Genomic DNA, 13266 nt, shown 5'->3' on the forward strand with positions numbered 1-13266 from the left:
TCAATCTCTAAGTATTAATCTTAAAAAATCATTTAAATAAAAAAATGACTTATCTTTTGGTTATTTATAAAAAAACTTACCTAAGTATACGTTGGTTATAAAAAAGTTTCCTTTTTTTGTAAGGAACATTTTTGTTATAATTTTCTAAAAAGGCATTAAGTTTAACCAAAATTAAATATTAACTATACTTAAGATATACATTTATGGCTGCTGAAACCGCAACTAATCAGAACAACACCAGTAGATCTATTGTTATTATAGGCGTGTTATTTTTCATCTTCGGCTTTGTAACCTGGTTAAATTCTGTACTTATTCCATTCTTAAAAACTGCCAGCCAGTTAAATAACTTTGAATCTTATTTAGTAGCCTTTGCTTCTTATATTTCATATTTCGTAATGGCTATCCCTTCTGCCTGGGTACTAAAAAGAACCGGTTTTAAAAACGGTATGTCCCTTGGCCTTGTTGTGATGGCAGTTGGTGCTTTAATTTTTATACCTGCTGCGATGTCCAGAACTTATGCGATGTTCTTATTCGGTTTGTTTGTTCAAGGAACCGGTTTGGCTTTACTACAATCGGCAGCTAATCCTTATATCACTATTCTAGGACCCATTGAAAGTGCGGCAAAACGAATTAGTATAATGGGTATTTGTAATAAGGTAGCCGGTGCTTTAGCTCCTATTATTTTTGGTGCCATTTTGCTGAAAAATATGGATGCGATTGAAGCCAGACTGGAAGGCATGGGGGCTGCCGCAAAGGCAGCCGAGTTAGATGAACTTGCTTCCCTTGTAATTACTCCATACATTATCATGGCTGTTATTTTAGTAGGTCTTTCAGTGCTTATTTATTATTCTGCCTTACCCGAAATTGAAACCGATGGTGAAAATGAGACACTTGCTGCAGCTAATAAAAGTAAAACCAGCGTACTGCAGTTTCCAAATTTACTGCTGGGAACCCTGGCTATGTTTTTATATGTTGGAGTAGAGGTAATTGCAGGAGATACAGTAATTAGTTACGCGCGAGACGGGCAGGATATTGCTACAGATGTTGCCAAATATTTTACCACATATACCCTTATTGCCATGATTGTGGGATATTTAATTGGTACGGTAACTATTCCAAAATATATCAGTCAGCAAAAGGCTTTGCAGATTTCAGGTATTTTAGGAATTATACTGGGTCTTTGTGCAATTTTTACCGATGGTTATGTTTCAGTACTTTGTATATCGCTCTTAGGTTTAGCAAATGCTTTAGTATTTCCTGCGATTTGGCCTTTAGCGCTTAATGGCTTGGGTAGATTTACTAAAATAGGTTCGTCATTTTTAATTATGGCACTGGCCGGTGGAGCTATTTTACCACTTATCTACGGATATTTAGCCGATACTTTCGATCCTCAATCGGCTTACTGGATAGTAATTCCAAGTTATTTGTATATCTGGTTTTTCGCAGCAAAAGGGCACAAGATAAAATAAAGATTTTAGGATGAGTAGTTTAAGTTTCAAGTTAGGTTTAGTTTTAGTGTTTTTTCAGCTGGGTTTATCCGCACAAGAACCCGAAGTTGAAAAACCGGCAATCATACCGCAGCCAGCAGAAATTGAGTGGAAAGACAACTTCTTTACACTACAGGAAAGAACAGTGGTTTGTTTTAGTTCCGGTGCAGGAGCATCGGCTGCCTGGCTGCAGCGATTGCTGAGTAATACTTATACACAAAGCTATGAGATGCGGGGAGAAAATTGTAACGGTTTTAACCTTAATATTAATCCAGAACTGGAAGAAACTCTTGGTAAAGAAGGTTACAATTTAGAGATTACTGCCAGTACCGTCAGTTTAGAAGCAGCAACAGAAGCCGGATTGTTTTATGCTATCCAAACCTTGCGACAAATGTTTCCAGCGGAAATAGAAAATGAAAAAATTTCGGAAGAAATAAAACTTCCCCAGGTGTCTATAACCGATACTCCAAGATTTGAATGGCGTGGGTCCATGCTTGATATTGCCCGTAGTTTCTTTGGAACAGATTATATTAAAAAGCATTTAGACCGAATGGCTTTTTACAAATTAAACAGACTTCACTTACACCTAACCGATGATCAGGGATGGCGTATAGAAATAAAACAAAAACCTAAATTAACCGAATTAGGAAGTAAAGGTGCTGTTAAAGGCGGTAGATCTGGTTATTTAACCCAGGAAGAATATAAAGAAATCCAGGAATATGCAGCGGCGAGAAATATTGTAATTGTTCCTGAAATTGATATGCCGGGACATATCTATTCGGCCTTAATGGCTTACCCAGAATTAAATTGTGAGGATTTCAGCAATATAGAACCTAGAATGGCGACTCCACCAGAATTATTCCACGAATACAAAGTAGGATGGAGTAAACTATGTCTCGATAAACCTGAAATTTATGATTTCGTGGCCACAGTTTTGGGTGAAATGGCTGAAATTACTACCGGAGATTATTTACACATCGGGGGAGATGAGATTGAAGATGAACGCTACAAGGAATTTGTGGTGAAAGCAGATTCTATTGTTCAGGGCCTTGGTAAAACAACTGTAGGCTGGGAAGAAGTTACCCAGGCAGCAGTAGACAGTTCTTTTATTAGTCAGCGTTGGAATGGGAAAACCAAGAGTGTAGTAAAAACGCCCGTAATAGAATCTATTTGTTCTAGTTTTTATTATGATCACGCTAACGTGCCGGGACAGGAAATGACTAATAACTGGTGTAAAGAAGATGGAGTTTCTTTAAAGGACGCATACACATTTAAGGTAGAAAATCCGAATACAATAGGGGTAGAGGCTCCGGTTTGGACCGAGATGGTACTTTCTAACGAAGCTGCAGACGATAGGTTTTGGCCAAGAACAATTGCCATGGCAGAAGTTGGATGGACTAAAGAGAAGAAAAAAGATTATAAGAACTTCCTAGAACGCCTGGGAGATCAAGGCTTAAGACTTGATCTTATGGATGTAAATTATTTTAGAAGCCCAGAAGTAGATTGGAATAGCGACCCTAAAAAAGGGATTTTTTCAGAATTTATGCCTAAATCTAAATTTTAAATTATTTTAGATATTTTATTTAAAACATTTCTCCTCGAGTTATAGATCGAGGTATATTATAATTAAACCTAAAAATGGAGAATAATAATCCCGATACCGAAAAAACTTCCAAGTATAACGATTTAGAGAAAATGAGTACTTCAACTCTACTTCACAATATAAACAAAGAAGATAAAACAGTTCCAGAAAGTGTTGAAAAAGAACTTCCAGCAATTGAAAAATTGGTGGATGCCATAGTACCTAAAATGGAATCCGGTGGGAGATTATTTTATATTGGAGCTGGAACAAGTGGAAGACTGGGGGTTTTAGATGCTTCTGAGTGTCCTCCTACTTTTGGGGTATCAGATGAATTAGTTATAGGCTTAATTGCCGGTGGTGATATTGCGTTAAGAAATGCAGTTGAAAATGCCGAAGATGACACCAACCAGGCCTGGAAAGATCTTCAAAAATTTCAAGTTTCAGAAAAGGACGTGGTAGTAGGGATTGCTGCATCAGGGACTACTCCATACGTTATTGGCGGAATTAAAGATGCCAGAGCAAAAGGAATAGTTACCGGTTGCGTAACCTGCAGTTCAGGCAGTCCTTTGGCCGCAGCAAGCGAGTTCCCAATAGAAGTAGTTACCGGCCCAGAATTTGTAACCGGGAGTACACGAATGAAAGCAGGTACTGCGCAAAAGCTGGTATTGAATATGATCTCAACCAGTGTAATGATAAAACTAGGCAGGGTAAAAGGCAATAAAATGGTAGATATGCAACTTTCCAATAAAAAATTGGTTGGTCGTGGTACCAGGATGATTATGGAAGAGCTAAATGTAGATGAAGCTGAAGCCGCACGATTGCTTGAAACATACAAAAGTGTAAGAAATGTACTGGCAAAATATGAAAGTTAATATTCTGCCGAATATTGCTTGTAACCTTTCTAAAGTAGCATTACTTAATTTTTAGTGATTAATTGTTGTAAATAATTCTATAATAAGTCCAGGCCTATACTTCTATATTTTTGTAGTTCCGGTGAGTTAGGTTCTAACTCCGTAATAAGGGTATCTACAGCAATTGTGTCACAAACTTTAAAACGATTATAGGTGTTGAGCTTTTTAGAAATGGTAAGTGAAACCAATTTTTTGGAAGATTTAACCATGGCTTTCTTCATTTGCGCAACCTCCCAATCTAATTCAGTAACACCTTTTGCAATATCCATATAGCCCGTACCTAAAAAGCAGATATCGGCCGTGATTTCAGATAAAAGATTAATAGCGCTTCCACCTGCGGCAAGTTGCGATCCTCTTGATAATTTCCCCCCTATAAGATGTACCTCATCATGTTTAGAAGCGTTGTTTAACAATTCTACAGCCATTGGGAGGCTGGGAGTAAAGAAGGTTAAATTCATTTTTCTGGGAAGTAATTTTGCAAGCTCTAAATTAGTAGAACCTCCGCTAATTAGCACCACATCGCCATGGTTTATAAGTTCTACTCCTTTTTTTGCAATAATAGATTTGTTTTCATATTCATATACCTCCCGGGTATTATCGGAATGAATATTAAATCCATTTGAAACCGCTCCCCCGTGAACTTTTTTAAGGCGTTTTAATTTATCCAATTCCATGAGATCCCTTCGCACAGTATCCATAGATACGTTAAGAGTTCGGGTTAAGTCACTTAGTAACACCCTGTTATGTAGATGTACTTCGTCAAGAATAATTTGATGGCGCTCAGTTTTTTTCATATTAAATTTTTGGAACTGGTTTTTGGGTTAAAGACAGTATATAACAAAATTAACTCGAATCAAATTAATATGTTAAAATTTTTGAATTGTGATTTTTAAAGTAAGGCTACTGTTTTTTTATTAAAATTCGATATATGCAATTAAAAATAGCAAAAAATAGGTTAGTAGCGCAAAAAAACCGCAAAAAAGGTAAATTATTGCAATTTTTTATTGCTATTAATTAATTTATATGATATGTTTGTTTCATAATCAATTGTTAATGTATTATTATGGGAAAACGTTTTCGTAAGTCTATTTTAGTGTTGCTCTGCCTATTTTCAATTCAGGTGTGGGCACAGGAGAGAGAAGTTTCGGGAGAAATCTTTGATACGGATGGAATGCCACTACCAGGGGTGAACGTATTTATAGAGAATACATCCAAAGGAACTGTAAGTAATTTTGATGGGGAATTTTCTCTAAGTATTCCAGATGAAAACAGTACAGTGCTGGTTTTTTCATCTTTAGGATTCCAGGAACAGAAGATTACTGTTGGGAATCGAAACAATTTCACTATTACTATGCAAACCGATACTGAAGGTTTGGACGAAGTAGTGGTAGTTGGGTATGGTAGTCAAAAACGGAGTAATGTAACCAGTTCAATCTCTACGATAGATACAGAAGTTTTGGATTCAAGACCAATTACCGATGTTGCACGTGGTTTGCAAGGTGCAAGTCCCGGGATAACGATTACAACTCCTACCGGGCAGATTGGTCAGGACCCAACTATAAGACTGCGTGGTAATATAGGAACTTTAAGCCCTGGAGGCGGCGGTGCTCAACCCTTAATTTTGGTCGACAACGTTGAGGTTTCCAGCCTGCAATCTATAAACCCACAGGATATTGAAGATATTTCAGTATTAAAAGATGCAGCATCTACTTCTATTTATGGAGCCAGAGCTGCCTGGGGTGTGATTTTGGTGACTACTAAAAATGGTAGACGAAGCCAGGCACCAACCGTTAACTACTCGAATAACATTTCATGGTCTACTCCAACTAATACTCCTACAGTGGCACCTGCGGCAGATGGAGCCGAGATGGCTTTTGCGGCTGTGAGAAGAAGAATTCCTTCTTTAGATGCATTTGGATTGGTGAATATGTATTTAGATGATACCGCGATTGAAAGAATGCGAGAGTGGGAAGAACTATATGGAGACCAGAATTTAAGTGATGAAATGGTTCTTGGCCGTGATTTTGAAATAAGAGATGGAAGATTGTTTTTCTATCGTCCGTGGAATCCCGAAGATAAGTTCGTTAAAGAATGGGCGCCACAGCAAAAACACGATCTTTCTGTTTCAGGAGGAAGTGAAAAAACCAACTACTATGTTGGTCTTGGTTACCTGGAACAAGGTGGAGTTTATAAAGCAAACCCAGATGAATTTGAAAGATATAACCTTAACTTAAGTGTTAATACTTCTATTACAGACTGGATGGATGTTAGAGCCAAAGTATTATATACCAATACAAAAACAACAGAACCTTTTGCTTTTGGATCTGCTACCTATGATGCCTGGTATTATACCACCAGATGGCCGGCATATTATCCTTACGGAACTTATGAAGGAAATCCTTTTAGAAGTCACGTAAACGAAGTAGCACAGGCAAAGATGAACCAAAATGATAGGGCTCTAACCAGAATTAATTTAGGTACCACTATCAATCCTATTGAAAATCTAGATATTAATTTTGATTATACTTTTGATGGTGTAGATAGACACGAACACCAGGTTGGTGGATCGGTTTCGGCTTACAATTTCTGGGCTACCGGGCCAGATCTAGTTTACGAGCCATATACCAGTCCAGCGTATGACAGGGTTGTTTACAATTCTTCCTGGAGTAGAAGAAACACGGCAAAAGCTTTTGCTACTTACGATCTTAATATAGCTGATGATCATCAATTTGAAGTTACTGTTGGTGGTGATGCCGAAGAGTTTGAATTATGGGCACAATCTTCTCAAAGAAGAGATTTATTAAATCCAGATCAGGGAGAGTTAGACCTGGCTACAGGAGATCAGTTCGTTGGAGGTGATAGAGAAAATTGGACCACTTTAGGTGCTTTTGCTCGAATTAACTATTCATATAAAGAAAAGTATCTACTTAACGTAAATGGTAGATATGATGGTTCTTCCAGACTTTCAGCAGATGAGAAGTGGGCATTTTTCCCATCTATGTCGGCTGGTTGGATAGTTACCAAAGAAGATTTTATGGATGCTGTAAAACCAACTTTGTCTTTCCTAAAGTTAAGAGGTTCTTATGGATCTGTAGGAAATCAAAATGCGCTAATCTCAAACATTTATAGAACAATGTCGTCTTACAATACCGGATGGTTAATAGACGGCGAAAACCAGTTAACTACAGGAACTCCTGGTGCTTTACCGGCAGATCTTACCTGGGAAACTGTAACTACTTTAGATTTAGGTTTCGATGCTCGTTTCTTTAAGGATAAATTAGGAGCTAGTTTTAGCTGGTACGAGAGAACAATTAGCGATATGCATAGTGCGGGGGTAACTTTGCCTAATTCTTTTGGTACTTCAGCTCCAATTAGAAATTTTGGTGAGATTCAAACCAAAGGTTGGGAGCTTGAACTTGATTTTAGCCATACTTTTGATAACGGACTTAGCATAAATACTAAAGGTAACTTAAGTGACTTTAAAGAGAGAGTAACGAAATTTGCAAATACTACCGAGGGAATAAATTCCTATTATGAAGGGAAACAATTGGGAGAAATTTGGGGATATGAAACAGATAGATTTTTTACTGAAGCAGATTTTGATTCCGACGGTAACTTAGTAGAAGGCATTCCTTCTCAGGAAATCTTCGAAACCAATGGTTGGTTCCAGTACGGTCCCGGAGATATAAAATACAAAGATTTAAATGGTGATGGTGTTGTAGATTTTGGATCTAGAACAGTAGGTGATTCTGGAGATATGAAAAGAATTGGTAACTCCACACCTCGTTATCAATATGGATTGCAAATAGGAGCAAACTGGAAAGGTTTTGATTTTAATATGTTTATGCAGGGTGTTGGAAAACGTGATTTCTGGGCAAACGGGCCGGTATTTATTCCTGGGTATCGTTATGGAGAAGCCTGGTATGAGCACCAGTTAGACTACTGGACACCAGAAAATCCAAATGCATATTATCCAAGACCTAACGACCAGCAACAATCTAATAATGCGATGAACTTTTTACCGCAGTCAAAATATTTATTAGATATGTCTTATTTGAGAATGAAGAACATCACCTTAGGATATACTATTCCAACTTCTCTAACAGAAAAATTTCAGGTAGAAAGGTTTAGAATTTATGCCAGTGGTGAGAACCTTTTCGAATTCACAGGTGCACAGGTTCCTGTAGATCCTGAAGTAGACTATACCTCAGCTGGTCTAAATGACACCTCAACCTTTGGACGTGTTTACCCATTTAGAAGATCATTTTCTCTAGGAGTTCAGGTAACACTATAATTTTAAAAAACTTAGTTATTATGAAAGTAACAAACAAAATATTTATTCTTTTCTTTCTTGCCTTAGGTGTTGCAAGTTGTGAAAAAGATTTCCTGGACACTCCACCACAGGATGTCCTGGTAGATGAAACGTATTGGTCTAGCGAAGTAAACGTAAAAACCTTTGCTTACGGTTTTTACACCGCATATTTTTCGGGATATGGCTCAGGGTATACCTGGGGGAAATATTTCTCTGGACAAAGCTTAAACGATGATTTTGCACCTACAAACCCACCTAGGTTCACGCTACAGGTTCCGACTTCAGGTGGTGGATGGAGCTTTTCCTGGGTGCGTAAAGCAAATATCTTTATAGACCGGGTGCAGGGGGTAGATATGGAAGAAGAAGCCATAAACCACTGGACAGGTATTGGAAGGTTTTTTAGAGCTTTAGAATATCATGATTTGGTAAAAGCTTTTGGTGACGTTCCTTATTACGACCAGGAACTTGCCGAAAATGATCAGGAAATGCTGTATAAAAAGCGCGATGATAGAACTTTTGTAATGGATCGTGTTCTGGAAGATTTTCGCTTTGCGGCAGAAAATGTTAGAGACAATGTTGAAAACGAAGGCTTAGAAGTAGATAGAAGCGTAGTTCTTGGTTTTATGTCTAGAGTTTTCCTATACGAAGGTACCTGGCAAAAATATCACGAAAATAATAATGAGAAAGCAGCCGAATACCTTGAGGCAGCAAAATGGGCGGCTCAGGAAGTAATTGAATCAGGTAATTTTTCATTAGCAAATTATAGAGAAGTATTTAATTCCCTGGACCTATCTGGAAACCCTGAAGTATTACTGTATCGTGAGTATGAAGAAGGAATGGTTACCCACTCCCTTAACAGTTATAACAATAAAGAACCTCAAACAGGGGTGTCTAAAGACGGGATCGAGTCTTATTTGGCTGAAGATGGTCTGCCTATTGGAATTTCAGACCTGTACCAGGGAGATAAAGGAATTGAGAATTTAATGGCCAACCGCGATCCTAGAATCTATGAAACTTTCGTTTCAGATGAATTAAGAATTAACGGTGTAGATCCTAACTATTCAACCACAGGAATTGCTACACATAAATTTTTAAATGAAGAAATTGCCGATGAGCCAAGAGGAAATTCTAACTTAAACCCTACAGATGCGCCGGTAATTAGGTACGGCGAAATTTTGGTTAACTATGCAGAGGCGGCTTATGAATTATCTACAGTAGGTGGTCCCGCTTTTACACAGGAAGATCTTGATAAATCTATTAATGTATTAAGAGACAGGCCGGGTATTAACCTTCCGCACCTGGAAGTTTCTGGGGACCAACCTGCAGTTAACGGGCAAACCTATGATGATCCTCAAAGAGATCCAGATGTAGCCCCAATCCTATGGGAAATTCGTCGTGAGAGAAGAGTTGAATTAATGTTTGAAGGATTTAGATTAGACGATTTAAAACGTTGGAAAAAACTGGAGTATACAGATATGGTTCAGTATCCAGATATTAACAGAGGTGCATGGATAGATAAATCAAATTATCCAGATGCTAATTTGGAAAATCTTGCTGTTACCGGTGGAGGAAACGAAGGTTACTTAATTCCGGCATCTGCCGAAGAATCGTTAAGAACCTTTGATGATCCGAGAGTTTACCTTCAACCCATTCCTTTAGATCAAATTACATTGTATAGAGATCAGGGAGTAGAGTTGGAACAAAATCCAGGTTGGTAATTATATTTATATTTACAGGTGAGTTAGCTAAAAGTCCTTCAGAATTTTTCTGAAGGACTTTTCTTTAATTTACTCCTAAAATCTTCAAACTATGAAAAAAACAATTCTTTCCCTATTTGCTGTACTCTTGTTTTTTTATTCCTGTAAAACTACTCAGGAAGTACAGGAAAAAACAGAAACACCGGTTACCCCAGAACCTGAAGAAGTAGTTGAAGAAATCCCTACAGAGATTGATGTTCCTGAAAAAACTCCAAAAGAAGAAGTAGTATGGGATCCAAATACTCCAAAAAATATTGAAGAATTCCGTGCGGCCTGGATTGCAACAGTTGCCAATATCAACTGGCCCAGTAAACCCGGTCTTTCAACTTCAGCACAGCAGCAAGAAGCACTGGAATTGCTCGATTTTTTAGAAGAACATAATTTTAATGCAGTAGTATTCCAGGTACGTCCGCAGGCTGATGCTCTTTACAATAGTGAAATAGAGCCATGGTCTTATTATCTTACCGGAGAACAGGGAAAAGCTCCCGATCCTTATTACGATCCGCTTAAATTTTGGATAAATGCTGCTCACCAGCGCGGACTCGAATTGCATGTTTGGTTAAATCCTTATCGCGCTCATCATACCACAGGAAAAGAAATCAGCGAGAAATCGGTTATCAAAACTAATCCAGATCTGGTGGTAGAATTAGAAAATGGGATGTGGTGGATGGATCCTGCCCAAAAAGGAACTCAAGATCGTTCTTCGGCAGTAGTAATGGATATTGTAAAACGCTATGATGTTGATGGTATTCATTTTGACGATTATTTTTATCCTTACGATTCTTATAATAATGGTAAAGACTTTCCAGACGATTTAAGTTGGAAGGCCTACCAGGCTGCCGGCGGACAACTTTCCCGTGGCGATTGGCGTAGGGAAAGCGTAAACGTTTTTATCAAAAGAATCTATGAAGAAATTAAAGCAGAAAAGCCACATGTAAAATTCGGCTTAAGTCCTTTTGGAATTTGGCGCCCGGGTTATCCAGAATCTGTTCAGGGTTATGACCAGTATGATAAATTATACGCCGATGCTAAACTATGGCTTAACGAAGGTTGGATAGACTACTACACCCCGCAATTGTACTGGAAAATAAGTCAGTTAGGGCAGAGTTTCCCGGAATTATTAGGCTGGTGGCAAAGTGAAAACACCAAACAACGCCATTTATGGCCGGGAATGAATGTTGGTGGGGAAGGTGACGAAATGCATATTACCGAAGTGATCAATCAAATTATGATTACACGAGGAATGCTTCCGCAGAGTAAAGGAGCAGTGCATTGGAGCATTGGACCGCTTATAAAAAATCCAGAACTTGCAAAAGCATTAAAAGAAGGGCCTTATAGAAAGAAAACCCTGGTTCCGCCAAGTCCCTGGTTAGATAACACCCCACCAGAAATTCCAAACGTCACGGTAAATGAAAATCTTGATAAGATGGAAATTACCTGGGGAGTTGAAAATGAAGAAGATATTGACAAGTGGGTGCTATACTTTAAATACGAAACCGGAAACTGGGATTATAAAATTTTAAATTCCGAAAAAAGAAGTCAGGATTTACAGAAAGAAGTGGGAGAGAAGAAAACTAAACTTCAAAAAATTGGAATTACTTCGGTAGATCGTACCGGTAATCAAAGTGAATTTATAGAAATTAAAGTAAATTAATTCGGGGCGAGCCCACGATGTAAAAAATGAAAAGTATTTTAGATTTCGAGCCATGCCTCGGAACAATAAATCTCGATTATCGAGTAAATTAATTATATATGAGCCCTATTCTCGTTTTTGGCGTAATAGCCGGTTATTTTCTTTTATTACTGGCTATTAGTCATTTTACTTCCAAGCAAGCCGATAACAATACCTTTTTTACCGCAAACAGGCAATCGCCCTGGTTTCTGGTAGCTTATGGGATGGTTGGCGCAACCCTATCTGGTGTTACATTTATTTCGGTTCCCGGAGAAGTTGGTAACTCCAACTGGACCTATTTGCAATTTGTGATGGGGAATATGGTGGGATACGCGGTAATTGCGCTTGTTTTAATTCCGTTGTTCTATAAATTGAAATTAATTTCTATTTATGAGTATTTAAAAGATCGCTTCGGGCAAAATTCTTATTATGCAGGCGCATCTTTTTTCCTTATTTCCCAAACAGTAGGTGCTTCTTTTCGATTATTTTTAGCGGCTTTAGTCTTGCAAATCGCCTTTTTTGATGCTTTTGGAATTCCGTTTTGGGTTACGGTAATGATCACCATTGCTCTAATATGGTTATATACATTCCGCGGAGGAATTAAAACCATTGTTTGGACAGATACGCTGCAAACAAGCTTTTTACTACTGGCGGTAGTAATAAGTATTTGGATGATCACAGATCATATGGAGCTTAGTATGGCCGATGTTTTTGCAACAATTGGTAAAAGTGAAAAGTCTACAATTTTTGATTGGGACTGGCGCTCTAATAATGCATTTTACAAGAGTTTTCTGGCGGGAATTTTTATTACTATCGCCATGAACGGGCTTGACCAAAACGTAATGCAGAAAAATCTAACTTGTAAAAGTAAAGGTGAAGCACAAAAGAATATTTTTTGGTTTTCTATCGTGTTTTTCTTCTCAACGGTGTTGTTTTTAGCTTTGGGAGTTTTACTTTACAAATATGCGATGGACCAGGGAATTGCGATTCCTGAAAGAACAGACGATCTTTATCCATTGCTCGCATTAAACCACTTTGGAATTCTTGCCGGTGTTGTTTTTTTATTAGGAATTACCGCCGCCGCATTTTCCAGTGCAGATTCAGCATTAACTGCGCTCACTACTTCTTTTTGCGTAGATATTTTAGATATTCAGAAAAAAGAAAAAAATCAAAAAAAGACCAGGTTATTGGTTCATATTGGCTTTACCATTTTAATGTTTCTGGTAATTATAGTCTTTAATTCGCTAAACGATAGCAGCGTGGTAAGCGCTGTATTTAAAGTAGCCGGATTTACCTATGGCCCGCTTTTAGGCTTATTTGCTTATGGTTTATTGTGTAAAAATCCGGTTAGAGATAAATGGGTACCCGTGGTATGTATTTTATCACCGGTAATTTCAGTAATTTTAGATTTCAATTCTGAAGCCTGGTTAAACGGTTATCAGTTTGGTTTCGAAATTTTGTTGGTTAATGCCGCAATAACCATGTTAGGCCTTTTCGCCCTTTATAGACCTAAGACCGATGAGGTTTCTATTGACTAAATTTTTA

8 protein-coding genes are annotated in these 13266 nt (G+C 37.9%); 7 read left to right on the top strand and 1 reads right to left on the bottom strand.

Annotated features, from left to right (window positions below; genetic code table 11):
- Positions 1–203 precede the first annotated feature (203 nt).
- The 3 genes from APB85_RS05405 (at position 204) to murQ (ending at position 3941) form a co-directional block, all read left to right on the top strand.
- On the top strand, positions 204–1469 hold the full coding sequence (locus APB85_RS05405; RefSeq protein WP_057480901.1) for a sugar MFS transporter: 1266 nt from the start codon (positions 204–206) through the stop codon (positions 1467–1469).
- A 10-nt stretch (positions 1470–1479) separates the two neighbouring features.
- A complete protein-coding gene (locus APB85_RS05410; protein ID WP_057480900.1) occupies positions 1480–3051 on the top strand; it encodes a beta-N-acetylhexosaminidase in 1572 nt (523 codons plus the stop codon).
- A gap of 74 nt (positions 3052–3125) precedes the next feature.
- Positions 3126–3941, top strand: coding sequence for an N-acetylmuramic acid 6-phosphate etherase (gene murQ / locus APB85_RS05415; RefSeq protein WP_057480899.1), 816 nt, complete (start codon positions 3126–3128; stop codon positions 3939–3941).
- 77 nt (positions 3942–4018) lie between these two features.
- Here murQ and APB85_RS05420 read toward each other — a convergent pair whose 3' ends face one another.
- On the bottom strand, positions 4019–4774 hold the full coding sequence (locus tag APB85_RS05420) for a DeoR/GlpR family DNA-binding transcription regulator (protein ID WP_057480898.1): 756 nt from the start codon (positions 4772–4774) through the stop codon (positions 4019–4021).
- A 269-nt stretch (positions 4775–5043) separates the two neighbouring features.
- Between APB85_RS05420 and APB85_RS05425 the strand changes: the two genes are divergently transcribed.
- The 4 genes from APB85_RS05425 (at position 5044) to APB85_RS05440 (ending at position 13259) form a co-directional block, all read left to right on the top strand.
- The gene (locus tag APB85_RS05425; RefSeq protein ID WP_057480897.1) at positions 5044–8274 is read left to right on the top strand and encodes a SusC/RagA family TonB-linked outer membrane protein; all 3231 of its coding nucleotides are present in this window, start codon (positions 5044–5046) and stop codon (positions 8272–8274) included.
- Between the two features lie 20 nt (positions 8275–8294).
- A complete protein-coding gene (locus APB85_RS05430) occupies positions 8295–10010 on the top strand; it encodes a RagB/SusD family nutrient uptake outer membrane protein (protein WP_057480896.1) in 1716 nt (571 codons plus the stop codon).
- A gap of 91 nt (positions 10011–10101) precedes the next feature.
- A complete protein-coding gene (locus APB85_RS05435; protein ID WP_057480895.1) occupies positions 10102–11703 on the top strand; it encodes a glycoside hydrolase family 10 protein in 1602 nt (533 codons plus the stop codon).
- Between the two features lie 98 nt (positions 11704–11801).
- Positions 11802–13259 (top strand): sodium:solute symporter, encoded by a 1458-nt coding sequence (locus tag APB85_RS05440; RefSeq protein ID WP_057480894.1) that lies wholly within the window; start codon positions 11802–11804, stop codon positions 13257–13259.
- Positions 13260–13266: the final 7 nt, after the last annotated feature.

The organism is Salegentibacter mishustinae (assembly GCF_002900095.1).
Classification (GTDB): Bacteria; Bacteroidota; Bacteroidia; order Flavobacteriales; family Flavobacteriaceae; genus Salegentibacter; species Salegentibacter mishustinae.